18 protein-coding genes are annotated in these 16,490 nt (G+C 59.7%); 13 read left to right on the top strand and 5 right to left on the bottom strand.

Annotation, left to right across the window (positions count from 1 at the left end; translation table 11 throughout):
* Positions 1 to 245 precede the first annotated feature (245 nt).
* Both EXZ48_RS28810 and EXZ48_RS28805 read right to left on the bottom strand, forming a co-directional pair.
* Complete coding sequence (locus EXZ48_RS28810) at positions 246 to 536, bottom strand: hypothetical protein (protein WP_130520263.1); 291 nt, start codon at positions 534 to 536, stop codon at positions 246 to 248.
* 94 nt (positions 537 to 630) lie between these two features.
* A complete protein-coding gene (locus EXZ48_RS28805; RefSeq protein ID WP_130520261.1) occupies positions 631 to 903 on the bottom strand; it encodes an usg protein in 273 nt (90 codons plus the stop codon).
* 275 nt (positions 904 to 1,178) lie between these two features.
* Between EXZ48_RS28805 and EXZ48_RS28800 the strand changes: the two genes are divergently transcribed.
* From EXZ48_RS28800 to EXZ48_RS28780, 4 genes are all read left to right on the top strand, one after another.
* Positions 1,179 to 1,493 carry a co-chaperone GroES gene (locus tag EXZ48_RS28800; protein ID WP_130520259.1) on the top strand — a complete coding sequence of 105 codons (315 nt, stop codon included), beginning with the start codon at positions 1,179 to 1,181 and terminating at the stop codon, positions 1,491 to 1,493.
* A 60-nt stretch (positions 1,494 to 1,553) separates the two neighbouring features.
* Complete coding sequence (gene groL / locus EXZ48_RS28795; RefSeq protein WP_130520257.1) at positions 1,554 to 3,182, top strand: chaperonin GroEL; 1,629 nt, start codon at positions 1,554 to 1,556, stop codon at positions 3,180 to 3,182.
* Positions 3,183 to 3,357: 175 nt separating this feature from the next.
* Positions 3,358 to 3,579 carry an IS66 family insertion sequence element accessory protein TnpB gene (gene tnpB, locus EXZ48_RS35985; protein ID WP_081870766.1) on the top strand — a complete coding sequence of 74 codons (222 nt, stop codon included), beginning with the start codon at positions 3,358 to 3,360 and terminating at the stop codon, positions 3,577 to 3,579.
* 132 nt (positions 3,580 to 3,711) lie between these two features.
* Entirely contained in the window at positions 3,712 to 6,174 is a 2,463-nt protein-coding gene (locus EXZ48_RS28780; protein WP_207900530.1) for a PAS domain-containing protein, read from the top strand.
* A 50-nt stretch (positions 6,175 to 6,224) separates the two neighbouring features.
* Here EXZ48_RS28780 and EXZ48_RS28775 read toward each other — a convergent pair whose 3' ends face one another.
* Both EXZ48_RS28775 and EXZ48_RS28770 read right to left on the bottom strand, forming a co-directional pair.
* Positions 6,225 to 6,479 (bottom strand): hypothetical protein, encoded by a 255-nt coding sequence (locus EXZ48_RS28775; protein WP_130520255.1) that lies wholly within the window; start codon positions 6,477 to 6,479, stop codon positions 6,225 to 6,227.
* 399 nt (positions 6,480 to 6,878) lie between these two features.
* On the bottom strand, positions 6,879 to 8,210 hold the full coding sequence (locus tag EXZ48_RS28770) for an NAD(P)/FAD-dependent oxidoreductase (RefSeq protein ID WP_130520253.1): 1,332 nt from the start codon (positions 8,208 to 8,210) through the stop codon (positions 6,879 to 6,881).
* A gap of 135 nt (positions 8,211 to 8,345) precedes the next feature.
* Here EXZ48_RS28770 and EXZ48_RS28765 point away from each other — a divergent pair, with 135 nt between their 5' ends.
* Genes EXZ48_RS28765 through EXZ48_RS28745 form a run of 5 tightly spaced genes read left to right on the top strand, consistent with a single transcriptional unit; the run spans position 8,346 to position 12,083 of the window.
* Positions 8,346 to 8,984 (top strand): sigma-70 family RNA polymerase sigma factor, encoded by a 639-nt coding sequence (locus tag EXZ48_RS28765; protein WP_130520252.1) that lies wholly within the window; start codon positions 8,346 to 8,348, stop codon positions 8,982 to 8,984.
* Positions 8,981 to 9,634 carry a ChrR family anti-sigma-E factor gene (locus EXZ48_RS28760; protein WP_130520250.1) on the top strand — a complete coding sequence of 218 codons (654 nt, stop codon included), beginning with the start codon at positions 8,981 to 8,983 and terminating at the stop codon, positions 9,632 to 9,634. The genes EXZ48_RS28765 and EXZ48_RS28760 overlap by 4 nt, the downstream gene beginning before the upstream one ends.
* 3 nt (positions 9,635 to 9,637) lie before the next feature.
* Positions 9,638 to 10,453 (top strand): DUF1295 domain-containing protein, encoded by an 816-nt coding sequence (locus EXZ48_RS28755; RefSeq protein ID WP_130520248.1) that lies wholly within the window; start codon positions 9,638 to 9,640, stop codon positions 10,451 to 10,453.
* A complete protein-coding gene (locus tag EXZ48_RS28750) occupies positions 10,450 to 11,487 on the top strand; it encodes a cyclopropane-fatty-acyl-phospholipid synthase family protein (RefSeq protein ID WP_130520246.1) in 1,038 nt (345 codons plus the stop codon). Before EXZ48_RS28755 ends, EXZ48_RS28750 begins: the two co-directional genes overlap by 4 nt.
* Entirely contained in the window at positions 11,484 to 12,083 is a 600-nt protein-coding gene (locus EXZ48_RS28745; protein WP_245462384.1) for a hypothetical protein, read from the top strand. The genes EXZ48_RS28750 and EXZ48_RS28745 overlap by 4 nt, the downstream gene beginning before the upstream one ends.
* Here EXZ48_RS28745 and EXZ48_RS28740 read toward each other — a convergent pair.
* The gene (locus EXZ48_RS28740) at positions 12,048 to 12,449 is read right to left on the bottom strand and encodes a DUF2177 family protein (RefSeq protein WP_130520244.1); all 402 of its coding nucleotides are present in this window, start codon (positions 12,447 to 12,449) and stop codon (positions 12,048 to 12,050) included. The two genes, EXZ48_RS28745 and EXZ48_RS28740, sit on opposite strands and share 36 nt — an antisense overlap.
* Before the next feature lie 120 nt (positions 12,450 to 12,569).
* On the opposite strand from EXZ48_RS28740, the gene EXZ48_RS28735 reads away from it, so the two are divergent.
* The 4 genes from EXZ48_RS28735 (at position 12,570) to hemH (ending at position 16,215) form a co-directional block, all read left to right on the top strand.
* Positions 12,570 to 12,950, top strand: a complete 381-nt coding sequence (locus tag EXZ48_RS28735; protein ID WP_130520243.1) for a DUF2147 domain-containing protein — start codon at positions 12,570 to 12,572, stop codon at positions 12,948 to 12,950.
* Positions 12,951 to 12,969: 19 nt separating this feature from the next.
* On the top strand, positions 12,970 to 13,794 hold the full coding sequence (locus tag EXZ48_RS28730) for a DUF1365 domain-containing protein (RefSeq protein WP_130520241.1): 825 nt from the start codon (positions 12,970 to 12,972) through the stop codon (positions 13,792 to 13,794).
* 70 nt (positions 13,795 to 13,864) lie between these two features.
* Positions 13,865 to 15,148 (top strand): cyclopropane-fatty-acyl-phospholipid synthase family protein, encoded by a 1,284-nt coding sequence (locus tag EXZ48_RS28725; protein WP_130520239.1) that lies wholly within the window; start codon positions 13,865 to 13,867, stop codon positions 15,146 to 15,148.
* A gap of 23 nt (positions 15,149 to 15,171) precedes the next feature.
* Positions 15,172 to 16,215 (top strand): ferrochelatase, encoded by a 1,044-nt coding sequence (hemH, locus tag EXZ48_RS28720; protein ID WP_130520237.1) that lies wholly within the window; start codon positions 15,172 to 15,174, stop codon positions 16,213 to 16,215.
* Positions 16,216 to 16,490 lie beyond the last annotated feature (275 nt).

The following is a 16,490-nucleotide window of genomic DNA, read 5'->3' as shown; positions in this document are numbered from 1 at the left end:
CCATATCCTCCTTGAAGCAACATGGGTGCAGAAGCGCCGAAAGACGGCGCTTCCAGCAAACGCCAGCTCTATGTCCAGCAACTGGCGGAAAACGATTTGGTTTTTGAGAATTCTCGATTCAAGATCCCTGGCGCGAAAATTTCGCACCCTATAAGATCAGATGATTTTCAACTTCATCCGCTAGCATCTTTCCCGGGAAATGCCGCACCCTGCCCACACGCCGACAAGTCTACTTCATCGCCCCTTCAGTGAAGAGATCGACTGATAACCCGATGGGGATACGCAGCCTTAAACTGCGCCATCATCGCGCTGGCCTGCTGCAGCACACGCTCGGTCTTTTCAGGATTATCGCGAGCAAGTTCGTCGGCATTTACTCGCATTGCTTCTGCCATACTGGCGGACGCCATTGCGAACTTCCCTTCTTCGTAGACCAGCGCTTCTTTTGAAGCGGTCTCAAGCCACCGGGCAAAGTCCACGATGATCTCTTCGCGTTCATCGATCCCAACACTCTTGATGATATTGATATTCTCTTCCATGCAGGTGTTACTCCATACGCAATCGGCGCTCACACCGAGTTCGATGCCTCGGGCGGTCGATGAGCTAGGAAGCGGAAAAATCATATTCAAGAGTTCAATTGAGCTTGAACTCGCCCTCGACACGCCGCCATTCCTTCGGACCGATCAGCCGCTGGTGGGAATAACGGACTGAGTGGAGAGGCCCGTCTAGCTTCGCCTGCCAGAAATTGAGAAACCTGTGCATCTCCGGAAAATCGGGTGCGAGATCGTAGTCCTGCCAAACGTAGGTCTGCAGGACGGATTCAAAATCGGGAATGCGATAGAGGATATGTGCGGTGGTCAGTCCATAACCGTTGAGCTGACGCTCAAAATCCGATGAGAAGTGCATGCTTCATCTCCGTTTTATGACGATGCAAAGGTGACTGAAAATCTTGCAGTCATCAATGGTTTTCTGAAAGCGAGAATGCTGTTTATTGCGCCTTTCCAGCATGTTAGCAGCCGTCAACATTGAGTGCTGTTTTTCTTCTTCAGCCTCTTGAAATCGAAAAATGCCGAAAATAAATCTTGCCCGCGAACGCTCAATGAGGTTCGCACCCGCCCGGACTGGTCATCCGGTCCGGCCTGGGTCTTCAACGTCATCATTTTTGCTCAACGGAGGAAAACATGTCGTTCCGACCGCTTCATGATCGCATTCTCGTCCGCCGCGTCGAATCCCAGGAGAAGACCAAAGGCGGCATCATCATTCCCGATACGGCGAAAGAAAAGCCCTCTGAGGGCGAGGTCGTCGCCGTCGGTACTGGTGCTCGCAACGAGGCGGGCCAGATCCAGGCCCTCGACGTCAAGGCAGGCGATCGCATCCTATTCGGCAAATGGTCTGGCACCGAGATCAAGACCAACGGTGAAGAACTGCTGATCATGAAGGAAAGCGACGTTCTGGGCATCATCGAGGCCCAGGCTGAGCAGAGACAAGCCGCCTGAGGAGCTCTCCTTACAAATCAACCTATCAGTCAAATAGCTGCCTATTGAGGAGTTAGACAAATGGCTGCCAAAGAAGTCAAATTTAACACCGATGCCCGTGAACGCATGCTGCGTGGGGTCGATGTTCTTGCCAATGCGGTAAAGGTCACGCTCGGTCCGAAGGGCCGCAATGTCGTCATCGACAAATCCTTCGGCGCGCCGCGCATCACCAAGGACGGCGTTTCGGTTGCCAAGGAAATCGAACTGGAAGACAAGTTCGAGAACATGGGCGCCCAAATGCTGCGCGAGGTGGCCTCGAAGACCAACGATCTGGCCGGCGACGGTACCACCACTGCCACGGTCCTCGCCCAGGCGATCGTCAAGGAGGGTGCCAAGGCGGTCGCTTCCGGCATGAATCCGATGGACTTGAAGCGCGGCATCGATCTTGCCGTTGACGCCGTCGTCAAGGAACTGAAAACCAACGCCCGCAAGATCACCAGCAATTCCGAAATCGCTCAGGTCGGTACCATCTCGGCGAACGGTGATTCCGAGATCGGCCGCTATCTGGCAGAGGCGATGGAAAAGGTCGGCAACGAAGGCGTCATCACCGTCGAAGAGGCCAAGACTGCGGAGACCGAACTCGAAGTCGTCGAGGGCATGCAGTTCGACCGCGGCTACCTTTCGCCCTACTTCGTCACCAATCAGGACAAGATGCGCGTCGAGCTCGACGAGGCCTTTATCCTGATCCACGAAAAGAAGCTCTCGAACCTTCAGGCGATGCTGCCGGTTCTGGAAGCCGTCGTTCAGTCGAGCAAGCCTCTGCTCATCATCGCGGAAGACGTCGAAGGCGAGGCGCTCGCAACGCTGGTCGTCAACAAGCTGCGCGGCGGCCTGAAGATTGCTGCCGTCAAGGCTCCGGGCTTCGGCGACCGCCGCAAGGCCATGCTGGAAGACATTGCGATCCTGACGGGCGGCACCGTCATCTCGGAAGACATCGGTATCAAGCTTGAGAACGTGACACTCAACATGCTCGGCCGTGCCAAGAAGGTGGCGATCGAGAAGGAAAACACCACGATCATCGATGGCGTTGGCTCCAAGGCAGAGATTGATAGGCGCGTCGCACAAATCCGGGCGCAGATCGAGGAGACCACCTCCGACTACGACCGGGAGAAGCTGCAGGAACGGCTTGCCAAGCTTGCCGGGGGCGTTGCCGTCATCCGCGTCGGAGGCTCGACGGAAGTCGAGGTGAAGGAGAAGAAGGACCGCGTCGACGACGCGCTGCATGCAACGCGTGCCGCCGTCGAGGAAGGCATCCTGCCGGGCGGTGGTGTCGCGCTGCTTCGCGCCGTCAAGGGTCTCGACAATCTCCAGACGGCAAACCAGGATCAGAAGGTCGGGATCGAGATCGTCCGGCGCGCTATCGAAGCGCCGGTGCGCCAGATCGCCGAGAATGCTGGAGCCGAAGGTTCCGTCATCGTCGGCAAGCTTCGGGAGAAGAGTGAATTCTCCTACGGCTGGAACGCTCAAACTGGCGAGTACGCCGATCTCTACTCCCAGGGCGTCATCGATCCAGCCAAGGTCGTGCGCACAGCACTCCAGGATGCCGCCTCGGTTGCCGGCCTGCTGGTGACCACGGAAGCGATGATCGCCGAGAAGCCCAAGAAGGATGCCACATCAGGCCTCCCTGCCGGAGCCGGCATGGACTTCTAAGTAGCAATCGGTGAGGCCCGCCCCTTCCGCCGGGGCGGGCCTTCCGGAAAAATGACAATGACAGCACCCATTTCGAGCGATGATGCACGACTGTGGTTGGCGATATCGTAATGCGGGTACGCGGTGATATCGATCCGGATCAGTTGGCGGGCATTATCGGCGCGGTGCGCAAGGCATGATCGCTTCCGGCGTTGTGGTTTACGTGTCTTGCAAACCGGTGGACTTCCGCAAGGGAGCCGCATCGTTGATGGCATTAATGCGGGATGGCGGCCTCGGCCCGTTCAATGGCGCGCTTTACGTCTTCCGGTCGAAACGGGCGGACCGTGTGCCACGTTTTTTAACGGGATCGATCGCCTCCAATCAGCAGCCGGCAACTCCCCTCCGGTATCGATCGTAGCATGACCTGTTTCTACCGCGCACAGGCGGACCAAAGCGCGTGACCGTTTTTTAGGATTTCCACAGGGTTATCGCGCTTTTCAATTGTTGGGACTTTCCCATATAAGCCTGCGACACGTCGAGAAACGGCAATATGACCCTTATTCCCAACACACGCAGCGAGATGAACCAGCTAATCCAGGAGATCGACTGGAAGAAGACGCCCTTCGGCGCGGAAACAGACTGGCCGCAGGAACTGCGCATGGTGCTGAGTTTGTGTCTCAACACCGCCCTTCCGACGGCCCTTTACTGGGGGGACGACCTTCGCCTTCTGTACAATGACGCCTGGGCGCCGATTGCCGGGGAAAAGCATCCATGGGCCCTGGGCCGTCCAGCCCGCGAGGTCTGGGCCGATATTTGGCATGTGATTGAGCCCCAGCTCCTCGCCGTTCTGCAAACCGGCACGGGGTTTTCGGTTGCCGATCAGATGCTGCCCATGCAGCGCGGGGGCCGCATACAACAGACCCATTGGGATTACAGCTTCGCACCGATTTTCGGACAGAACGGCAAGGTCCTCGGCATATTCAACCAGGGCAACGAGACAACAGCGCGCCTGTCGGCGGAACGGGCGCTGCGCGCCAGTGAGGAGCGACTGGAATATGCGCTGGGCGCATCGGATACGGTGGGCACCTGGGACTGGGATATACCTAATGACCGGGTAATCGCCGATGCGCGCTTTGCCAAACTCTATGGCGTTCCGCGCGAAAAGGCCGGCGTCGGCGCACCGATCGCCGATTTCTTCAACGCCATTCATCCTGACGACCTTCCCCATGTGGAAAAGGCGATCGCGGCGACTTTGAAGGGCGGCGGTGTCTTCTCCCAGGAATACCGTCTCGTGCAGGCGGACGGTGCGCACAAATGGGTTATCGCCGAGGGACGGCCGACGCTAGCGCCTGACGGAACGCCCCTGCGCTTCCCCGGGATCAGCTTCGATATAACCGACCGAAAAAATGCGGAAGCCGCGCTCCGCGACAGCGAGGAGCGCTTCCGGGCAATCACGAACTCCATCGACCAGATGATCTGGTCTACGACCCCAGACGGATATCACGACTACTACAACCAGCGCTGGTACGATTTCACCGGCGTGCCTTCAGGCTCAACTGATGGCGAGGGCTGGGCCGCAATGTTCCACCCGGAGGATCAGGACCGCGCCTGGAGCGTCTGGCGGCATTGCCTGCAAACCGGAGAGCCCTATCACATCGAATATCGGCTCCGTCATCGAAGCGGAAAGTACCGCTGGTTGCTGGGGCGCGCGCAGCCTGTGCGCAGTGAGGACGGCGCAATCACCCGCTGGTTCGGTACCTGCACGGACATCCAGGACATCATCGACGCGCGTGAGGTTCTCGCCCGGTCGCGGGAAGAGCTTGAAAAGGAAGTGCAGGAGCGCACCGTCAAACTCTTGGAAGCCGAAGCACAGTTGCGACAGGCGCAAAAGATGGAGGCGGTCGGGCAACTCACCGGCGGCGTCGCGCACGACTTCAACAATATGCTTGCGGTCATTTTAGGCGCTATGAACCTCCTCGAAAGGCGCCTTGCGCGCGGCGAAACCGATCTCGCCCGTTATATTGACGCCGCCAAGGACGGTGCAAACCGGGCAGCCGCTCTCACCCAACGTCTACTAGCCTTTTCCCGACGTCAGCCACTCCAGCCCGAAATCATCGAACCCAACCGCATGGTCGCCGACATGCGCGAGCTGCTGACAAGGGCGCTCGGCGAGCAGGTTCAGGTCGAAACCGTGCTGGCCGCGGGCCTATGGCGCATAAATGCAGATGTCAGCCAACTTGAGAACGCGGTCCTCAATCTCGCGGTCAACGGCCGAGATGCCATGCCGAACGGCGGCCGGCTCACCGTCGAAACCGCGAACACATTCGTCTCCGAGGACTATGCCCAAGAACACACGATATCGCCGGGCCAATATGTGATGATTGCGGTCACCGACACCGGCACGGGAATGAGCGGCGACACTCTCGCAAAGGCCTTCGATCCCTTCTTCACAACAAAGGAAGTCGGCAAGGGGTCCGGGCTCGGCCTGAGCCAGGTTTTTGGCTTCGTGCGCCAGTCCGGCGGACACGTGAAGATCTATTCCGAGCCAGGCCACGGAACCACCGTAAAACTGTACCTACCCCGTCATTACGGCGAGACAGAAACCAGAGAGATATCGCCGCAGAATGCTGACCCTGCGCGCGGCGTCCGTGGCGAACTCATATTGGTGGTGGAGGATGACGAGCGGGTGCGCAATTTCTCCGTCGAGGCGCTGCGTGAACTCGGTTATTCGGTGGCGGAAGCCGCTAGCGGCGCGGCAGCACTCGCCTTGTTGGGAGAAGGCCTGAAGCCCGCCCTCCTTTTTACAGATATTGTGATGCCTGAGATGACGGGCCGTGAACTCGCCACCCTTGCGTCGGAGAAGTTGGGGGAACTGAAGGTCCTTTATACAACCGGCTACACCCGAAACGCCGTCGTTCACAACGGTATACTGAACGCCGGAACTCACCTGCTTCAAAAGCCCTTCAGTCTGGAGCAGCTAGCCGAGAAGGTTCGGCGTGTAATCGATGGCTAATCGGCGCTCGCTTTGAAGTCAGGAGACGGTAGCCCGCCTGTCTCGACGCATCACAAGGCGAAATCGAAGACAGCATTCGCGGCCTGGGCGGCGCATTCGATGTCGAAGTCTTCAACATCGTCCAGTTGACGAAGAAAGGTCTGCCAGCACGACATGTCGCGCATCATGACCGCTAGGTGCCGTGCGCCGAAACCATCGATCATTCCAAGCGCGGTGGCTCGGGATCTCAAAACGCGCGCGCCGAGAGTTGATCCCTCGAGAACATTGACCGCACCCAACAAACCACTTTGGTCGTCAAACAGCACATCCGACGTTTCGTCGCTGTTAGCCGGAGCCCCAGATCTTTCGCGACCTGCGCGATCGAATCGGACACAGCGGTCGGACGCCAGGACCAATCCCGTGGCCAGACGACATCGTGCAAGACACGATCCATCGCGAAGCGAAATCTGCCGAGGAAGGTCCCATAGCGCCGATACGCCGCAAGGTTCTCAAATGCGCCTATCGCGGCTTCGAGCTTCTCATGGTCGGCTCGGGTTCGATCCCGAAGCGCAAACCGCCTTCACTGTGTCCCATGTATTCCCATCACATAAAGGGGATCGTCGCAGGACCTGCGCGAGGGAAGATCCTTTCACTCTGGGGACGTGGTATCAGACTGGTGGGCAGGAAGCATCGAGAACTTCAGGAGAATCTGAAGGCGCACGCAATCAAGCGCCCTGCAGGATTCGGAATATTCGATCGGATTCGCCCTCGACGGACCATGGCCGCATATTTCCTCCCAAGGTTTCGCCAACGGCCAGACCCGCCTGAATGGCATCCTCGTGGAAGCCGGAACCGAAATAGGATCCGCAGAACCACGTATTGGCTTCACCCTGAAGCGACCATAGTTGCTTTTGCGCAGCAAGCGTTGCGGCGTTGAAGAGAGGATGCTGGTAAAGTCCACGCCAGATCACCTTGTCTTCGGCAGGAGCGTGCAAGGGGCTAAGCGTGACGAAACAGGGACGAGGATCGGAAATCCCCTGCAGCCGGTTCATCCAGTAGGTGACGCAGGGCTTGCCCACCGCCGTGCGGTCACGTCCGGATTGCGCGAGGTAATTCCAGCTTGCCCAGACACGCCTGCGGCTTGGCATCAAGGTTTCATCGCGGTGAAGGACCGTCTCGTTGTCGCCATAGGTGAACGCGCTCAGCAGCTCGGCTTCGCGTGGCGAGCGGTCGGCAAGCATCGCCAGCGCCTGGTCGGCATGGGCGCCGATCACGACGTGATCGAACCATTCGGCCTCGGCGCCGCCCACGGAAATCTCAACCGCGCCGTTGACGCGGCGGATTGACTTCACCGACGCATTTATCCGGATCCTGTCGCGGAATGGCGCCGTAAGACGCTCGACATAGGCGCGGCTTCCGCCATCAACCGTTCGCCAGATTGGTCGGCGCATGAATTTCAGCAAGCCGTGGTTCTCGCAGAAGCGCACGAAGGAAAGCGCCGGATAATTGCCGATCTCAAGTGCCGGTGTCGACCAGATCGCAGCAGCCATCGGATAAAGGTGGTCTTCGCGAAACGCCCGCCCGAAGCCGGCGCTATCGAGATAGTCGTTGAGGCTAGCGGAAGGATCGAGATCGCGCACGCCGTTTGGCGCCTGACGGTAGAAACGCACGAGGTCTCGCAGCATCGACCAGAAGCGCGGGCTGGCAAGGTTGCTGCGCTGCGCGAAAAGTCCGGCAAGGTTCGTGCCAGCATATTCCAGCTTACCACCGTCCATCGACACGGCGAAAGACATGTCCGAGGCCCTGGTTGGTACGTCGAGATGCGCAAACAGGGCCGTGAGGTTTGGATAGGTCGCTTCGTTATAGACGATGAAGCCGGTATCGACTGGAGCGCCACCTGCATCCACGGTGTGAGAGTGGCCGCCGATACGGTTGTCCGCCTCGAAAACCGTCACATCGTGACGCTGCGACAACAACCAGGCCGCTGAAAGACCGGCGATGCCTGTGCCGACGACCGCGATTTTGAGTGGCCGATCCGATTGAGGAAAATGGCGCATGACGATCCTTTTGCGGCTTTCGAACTCTGGACAACTATCTGTATCCTTTACGAGCGTAGGAATCTGACGGATCACTGCGAAGGACCGATTTCGTGGCGTGTGATCCGCTGACGAAAATGCCGCGTAGAAGGACGCATGAATGAAGTTTCGAGCCCGATACAGATTGATCGCAAACCAGGTGCGCCGACAGGCCGGCGGCTTGCCGTGGTGAGTTCAAGGGACACACAACAGCCCCCCTCGCCCGGTGCACTTGTTGAGTTGATGCTGAAGGTCGCGCAAGATCGGGATCGTCAGGCTTTCGCCCTTCTTTTCCGCTACTTCGGGCCGAAGCTGAAGACCTTCTTCCTGCGCTGGACAATGTCGTCCGCAGCCGCGGAGGATCTCGTTCAGGAGACAATGCTGACCGTCTGGCGCAAGGCATCGTATTTTGATGCCGAACGCGCCGGGGTCGCGACCTGGATCTTCACGGTCGCGCGCAACATTCGCATTGATCACTTGCGACGGCAGAAGGACCCCTCGGCTCTGCCGCCAGATCCTGAAAACGCAGCCGATACGGTCGAGGACGGAATGCTCGGCGCCGAGCGGGATGCGGCGGTGCGCGACGCGCTAACCGCGCTCTCGCCCGAGCAACAGACGATCATCCGCCTCTCGTATTTCAGCGAGAAATCGCAGACTGAAATCGCCGATGAGCTGGGCATCCCGCTCGGCACCGTGAAATCTAGAACACGCCTGGCCATGAACCGGCTTCGCGGGCTGCTGGAAGACAAATCATGACCACCACACATCACGCAACCGACGAGACCCTGATGCGCTACGCCGCCGGCACGCTTGCCCCCGCGCCCGCCATCGTCGTCAGGGCGCATTTGGCAAGCTGCCCGGCCTGTCGCGCCCGCGTCGGCGAATATGAAGCGCTGGGGGGCGCGCTTCTGGAAGAAACGGAAGCGACGCAAATGTCGGCAACCGCATTGAGCGACGTACTTGCCATGCTGGACGATGAGGACGCCGCCGCCCCCTTCACACCGCCGCCGCGGGCGCCGGTGGAGATTGATGGCATTCGCCTGCCGGACGCTTTGCGCGGCTGCGATATCGGGCGCTGGCGCTGGATCGGCCCTGGTATGAAGATGAGCCGGGTCGGCGTGCCGCAGGATCCCGATGCCAATCTCATCCTGCTCAAGGTCGGCCCCGGCCGCGCGCTTCCCGATCATGGGCATGTCGGCACCGAGTTCACCTACATCATATCGGGTTCATACACCGATCGTTTCGGAACATTCGGTCCAGGAGATCTCGCGGAAATGGACGAAGACGTTGATCACCAACCGGTCGTCGACAACGGCGCTGATTGTATTTGCCTTGCCGCGATGGAGGGTAAAATGCGCTTCAACAATCTGATTGGCCGTATCCTGCAGCCTATCTTCGGGATCTGAACCATGCCGGCGGTGGCGCTCTTCCTTCTTCTGGCCGCTGCTATCTCGCTGGGCATGGCAGGCGTCTGGCTCGCGGTCGTGAAGGGGGCGGGATCCGGCTGGGTCGATACCGTCTGGTCCTTTCTCGTGGGCGGGGCGGGTGTGGCTGCCGCGCTCGTCCCGGTTTCGGGCTGGGAGAGCGATGGGCAGCGACGGCTACTCATGGCAGCGGTGGCCGCGCTGTGGTCTTGTCGTCTCGGCCTGCATATCCTGCAGCGCACGCTAAAGGGCGGTGAGGATCCTCGCTACGCGAAACTTCAGGAGGAATGGGGCGAGCGCTGGCGCGGACGTCTCTTCCTGTTTCTGCAGATCCAGGCCGCCGCCGCGCTTCTCCTGACCACCACGATCTTCACCGCAGCACGCAACCCGGCCATGGGCTGGCAGTGGAGCGATATTGCCGGCATCGCGATCATCGTCATCGCCGTCGTCGGGGAAGGCATTGCCGATGCGCAGCTGGCACGGTTTCGCAGCGACGACACCAATGGGGGCAAGGTCTGCGATGTCGGTCTTTGGGGCCTGTCGCGACATCCCAACTATTTCTTCCAGTGGCTCGGATGGGTTGGTTATGCAGTCGTGGCTATCGGCCCTGCCGGCGACTGGGGCTGGGGCTGGCTGGCGCTTGCAGGCCCTGCCCTGATGTACTGGCTGCTGGTGCACGTTTCAGGGATTCCGCCGCTTGAGGCGCACATGATGCGTTCACGTGGCGCTGCCTTCACCGCCTATGCCAGGCGCGTCAACGCCTTCTGGCCGGGCGCGCAAAAACGGGAGCAGACCACATGAACCTTGCCGAGACCGCCATCACCGCCGCCGAGCGGCTGCCGTTACCCGATCATGCCCTGCGGTTCGGCATCAGCCGGCTCGTTGGCCGCACGCGCCGACTGCTGGCGGAGGGGACCGGTCCGACGGACCAGGACTTTGCGCGTTCCATGAGCGAATGGCCCATCGCCGTGCACACGGATGACGCCAATGCCCAGCACTATGAGCTTCCCGCGGCATTCTTCTCGCTGGTGCTCGGCCCGCGCCGTAAATATTCATCCTGCCTCTATGCCTCGCCCGCCACGACGCTCGCAGAGGCGGAAATCGCGGCTCTGGAGGAGACGTGCCTTCACGCGGACCTCGCAGACGGGCAGGATATTCTCGAGCTCGGCTGCGGATGGGGATCCCTCTCGCTGTTCATGGCAGAGCGCTTTCCGTCCGGTCGCATCGTCTCCGTTTCGAATTCATCCTCGCAGCGGACCTATATCGAGGCGGAAGCCAAACGCCGCGGCCTTCGCAATCTGACCGTGATCACCGCGGACATGAACACATTCTCACCGGACGGCACCTTCGACCGCATCGTGTCGGTGGAAATGTTCGAACACATGTCCAACTGGCATTGCCTGCTCCAGCGTGCACGCAGCTGGATCCGAGACGACGGGCGGCTTTTCCTGCATGTCTTCTCGCATCGCAAGACGGCCTATCGCTTCGACCATGCAGACAAGGCGGACTGGATTGCGCAGTATTTCTTTACCGGCGGCGTCATGCCCAGCCATGGACTGGTTCGCGCGTTCGACGACAGTTTCACCGTCGAACGGGACTGGCGTTGGAACGGCAAGCACTACGAGCGCACCGCGCTGGACTGGCTCGACAATTTCGACCGAAACCGTGACGCGGTCCGCGCCATCTTCGAGGCAACCTACGGCAAGGACGCATCCGTCTGGATGCGGCGCTGGCGAATGTTTTTCCTCGCCACGGCCGGGCTCTTCGGCCATGCCGGTGGAGAAGAATGGGGCGTAAGCCACTATCGCCTCAGCCCCGTCGGCGCGGGCCGGTGATCTTCTTTCTGAAACACCTCACCGCGATGGTGCGGGCCTACGCACACCATCGCGACCCGCGTGTCGCTGCGGCGAACGTGATTTCCTTGCTGGTCGCGTCGAATCAGCCCTTTTACCCGCTCTATCTCTTCTGGTTGGTGAGTGCCGACATCACCGCCGCCTGGTTCACGTTCCTGTCGACACCGTTCTTTCTCGCCGTGCCGGCCGTGGCGCGCCGGAATGACGTGGCAGGGCGGGCTCTGCTGCCGCTGACGGGGATCGGCAATACCGTGCTTTCGGCGTGGCTCTTCGGCACCGCCTCGGCAGTCGAAATCTTCCTCGTTCCGTGCGGGATAATCGCGCTTCTGCTGTTTCGCCCGCGGGAACGTGTCGTCGCCCTCGCGATTACCGCGCTCGCCTTCGGCGTTTTCCTTCTATTGCACGATGTCTATGCTCTCCCGCTCACGCAGTACAATGCGGCGCAATACGCCGCCCTGGCGCGGTTAAACGTAATGAGCGCCGGCATGCTCACCGCCTTCGTCGCCATACTGTTCTCAGGGATTCTGGCTGAGGCGGAACGGTCAGCCGATACGGCTCGCCACGAGAAAGCCGGCTGAGGCGCCGGTCGCCGTGACGAAGGCTCCCCAAGGAATGTCGGCGAGCGTAACGGAAAGCGGCCAGTCCTTAAGCGTCGCCTGGTTGGTGAGGTCATACGTCGCGTAGGCCACCAGGCCGAGGATCGCACCATTCAGCGCAGCCTTGCCGAGTCCTCCCCCGTCGAGCGCGGGCATCACGGCGAAAAATACGATGCCGGCAACGTAAATCAGATAGAAGACAACGGCCGGCGCCAGATGAAACTGCGGCGCCAGTTTGTCGCCCAAGAGCGGCCTATAAAGCATATCGGCCATCGTCGAAAGCCAGATGGCATCGACGATCAGAAAGGCGATGCCCGTCGCCAGATAGGCGATGACGATGGTTTTCATACCGATGTCTCCCATTACGTTCGTCGACATTTCTACGCCTTCGTCGCTCTGGCGGATCACCTCGGGTGAACCGATCCGCCCGCGCGTGCGTATTCAAGGAAAAGCAACGAGGATGGACCGATGAGGATAGCCGTTCTGACTGCATTTTCCGCCCTGATGCTGACTGCCGCGGCATCCCACGCGCAGCAATCGGCCGATCCGAGCGGTGTGTGGCTGCGCGATGACGGGAATGCGCGCGTGCGCATCGCGCCATGCGGACGCAATATCTGTGCCACCAATCTCTGGATCAAGGATACCAGCAAGGGCGAAAAAGCCGGCGACCGCCTGATCATGTCGCTTCAACCCAAATCGCCGGATACATTATCAGGAACTGCCTTTGATGAGAAACGCGAGCGGACCTATTCGATCACGGTGCAGGTTTCCGACAATTCGCTTCTAACGCGTGGCTGTATTCTCGGCGGCGTGCTTTGCAAGAACGTGCGTTGGCAGCCAGCCCGATGATGAACGGAAAAAGCAAGGCATGAAGCAGATTCGGGTCAACAGCATGGCTGACAACGGCCCGCCGCCCTCTGCGGCCGGCACGCTTTACCCCGGAAAGGTGATGCATCAGAGGCTCCATCCCTTCGGCCATCGCTTCAGCTATAGTGTCTTTTCCCTTCTGGTCGATGTCGACCGGCTTGTCGATCTTGCCGGACTGACCCGCCTCCTTGCCGTCAACCGCGCGGGAATCCTGTCGTTCCACGAACGCGATCACATCGAAGAGAACGGTGAGACGCTGCGACAGTTCGCCGACCGCCTGCTGGCGCGCGCCGGTCTCGAAAGGCCCGCGGCCCGTATCCTGCTGCTCGCCTACCCGCGCATGTTCGGTTATGTCTTCAACCCGCTCTCGACCTATTTCGCCTATGATGACGAAGACCGGCTGATTGCCATCATCTATGCAGTCAGGAACACCTTCGGCGAACGCCACAGCTACGTGGCACCGGTCCTTGCGGGCGACATCAGCGCCGCCGGCATTCGGCAGACGCGAACGAAGGTCTTTCATGTTTCCCCCTTCATGGACATGGGGCTGCGCTACCACTTCCGCATCCTCCCGCCCGGCCGGACTGTCCGGCTGCGAATTCATGAAACCGCAGGCAAAGAGCCGGTCATGGCCGCCACGTTCAATGCGAACGCGGCGCCCCTGACGGACGGCATGCTGGCGCGCTGCCTGATCCGTTTCCCCTTCATGACGATGAAGGTGATGGCCGGTATCCATTGGGAAGCCTTCAAGCTTTGGCTGAAAGGCGCACGCTTCCGCACAAGTCCGCCACCGCCGGAAACGGCAAGTTACACAGACACGGTGTGAAACGGCTTTGAGCGCACGGCGTCCGAAGCGCCCGCACCTATAATTTTATCGATTTTTTCAGGAAGACATCGTGGTCGCATTAGCAAGAATATTCAGGCGTGGTCTTGGCGAAAACAGAGCGAGGATCGGACTTTTCGCGCGCGCAATGAACGCCGTCATCGCATCTGTCGATATCGGGAAAATCACAGTTGTCCTGCCCTCAGGCGAACGTAGTGAACATATCGGCACACGTCCGGGGCCTTCGGCGGCGATCAATATTCACAGATGGCGGGCCGTCCGCCGGCTCGCGACAGGCGGTGATCTCGGCTTCGCGGAAGCCTATATCGATGGGGACTGGTCGACGCCAGACCTGGAAGCCTGCCTGGAATTGGCCGCACGCAACATCGATATGCTTGACGGAAAGATTTCAGGCCACCTAGCGGTCAGGCTGCTGCACCGGTTCCGCCATGCGCTGCGCGCGAACAACAAGACCGGCAGCCGGAAGAACATCGCCTATCATTACGACCTCGGCAATGCCTTCTACAGGGAGTGGCTCGACCCGAGCATGACCTATTCCTCAGCGCTCTACACGGAACCGGCCCTCAGCCTGGAGGAGGCCCAAAGGGCAAAGATAGAGCGGGTCAAACAGCTCCTGTCGATCAAGGGAGGCGAGCAAATTCTGGAGATCGGTTTCGGTTGGGGCGCACTCGCAGCAAGTCTCGCACATGCGGGCGCCACGGTGGATGGTGTAACGCTATCCTCAGCGCAACTGGACCATGCGACGGAGTGCATCCGGGCCAACGGCCTGCAGGAAGCGGTCCGCCTGCAGTTGAAAGACTATAGGGATGTCACGGGAAGCTTTGACCGGATCGTGTCCATCGAGATGCTGGAAGCGGTTGGAGAGGCCTATTGGCCGCTGTTTTTCAAGACTCTGCAGCAAAGGCTTCGCGCGGGCGGACGCGCCGTGCTTCAGGTCATCACGATCGACGAGAGCCGTTTTGCCGCATATCGAGGCGGGGCAGATTTCATTCAGCGACATGTCTTCCCTGGCGGCATGCTTCCGACCAAAGGCATAATTCAGGAGCAGGCCGCGCGCGCAGGACTTCAATTGGTGCAATCCGAGTATTTTGGATTGGATTATGCTCGAACGCTCCTCGAATGGCGGCGACGCTTCCATGCTGCTTGGCCCAGGATTAGCGCATTAGGTTACTCCGAACAGTTCCACCGGTTGTGGGACTATTATCTTTGTTACTGCGCGGCTGGTTTTAAGGCCGGAACCATAGATGTCGGCCTGTATGTACTCCAACGGCCTGCCGACCCAACTCGTTCGAGGCGGGAAACTGCCGCGTTTCTCCCCGTGCTTCCTGGTAACTGAAATCGGCATCACAAAGAATGCGAATGACATCTGCAAAAATCGAACACAGCCATCCGCCCGTCAAACACGGCAAGGTCGGCGTCCTGCTCGTCAATCTTGGCACGCCAGATGGCACCGACTACACCTCGATGCGCCGCTACCTGAAGGAATTCCTGATGGACAAGCGTGTCATCGAGTGGCCGAGGATCGCCTGGTATCCCATCCTCTTCGGCATCGTGCTCAACACCCGCCCCGGCAAGGTGGGCAAGGCCTATGAGACGATCTGGAACAAGGAAAAGAACGAGAGCTTCCTGCGCACCTATACCCGCAGCCAGGCCGAACTGATGGCCGGAGCCCTCAAGGACCATGCCAACGTCATCGTAGACTGGGCCATGCGCTACGGCCAGCCGTCTATCGCATCGCGCATGGACGCGCTGCAGAAGGCTGGCTGCGAACGCATCCTCGTCTTCCCGCTTTATCCGCAATATGCCGCCGCCACCACGGCCACCGTCAACGACAAGGCCTTCGAGACGCTGCTGAAGATGCGCTGGCAGCCGGCGCTGCGCACCGTGCCGCCCTATCACGACGACCCGACCTATATCGACGCGCTCGCCGTCTCCATCGAAAAACATCTCGCAACGCTCGACTGGGAACCGGAAAAGGTACTTACCTCCTTCCACGGCATTCCGAAGAGCTATTTCGAGAAGGGCGACCCTTACTATTGCCAATGCCAGAAGACCGCACGCCTGCTGCGCGAACGCTTGGGCTGGTCGAGCGACAGGCTGGTCGTCACCTTCCAGTCCCGCTTCGGGCCGGAGGAATGGTTGCAGCCCTATACCGACAAGACAGTTGAAAAGCTGGCACACGAAGGTGTCAAGCGTATCGCCGTGCTTAATCCGGGGTTCGTTTCCGACTGCCTGGAAACACTGGAAGAGATCGCAGAGGAGGCTGCCGAAAGCTTCCTGCACAACGGCGGCGAGAAGTTCGCGCACATCCCCTGCCTGAACGATTCGCCGGAAGGCATGAAAGTGCTGGAGAAGATCGTTAGGCGGGAGCTTTCCGGTTGGGTGAACCCCAAGGCGCCGTAGTAGGTCTTACGATACTGCCTGCTGGGAATTCCTCTTGAATAGACCCAGTATCGCTCTGCTTCTTTCGGTCTAAGCGGCAAGACGGACGTAAACGATCGCGTGCCCATCACGGCCCCGACACGAAAATTTGCTCGCTGTAGTCGTCTCTTGATTTCAAACTCTGCGGCTGAGGAATTAGCAAACATGCACGAACAACAAGGGTAATACGGCCCCTCACTGATCAAAACCCATAGGCCCATTCTCTGCGCCCGATCGACATGATGCGCCAGGGCTGG

This window comes from Shinella sp. JR1-6 (assembly GCF_004284735.1).
In the GTDB taxonomy this organism is placed as follows: Bacteria; Pseudomonadota; Alphaproteobacteria; order Rhizobiales; family Rhizobiaceae; genus Shinella.
Note: the sequence above shows the minus strand (reverse complement) of the source record. Positions and strands in the feature narration are given on the sequence as shown.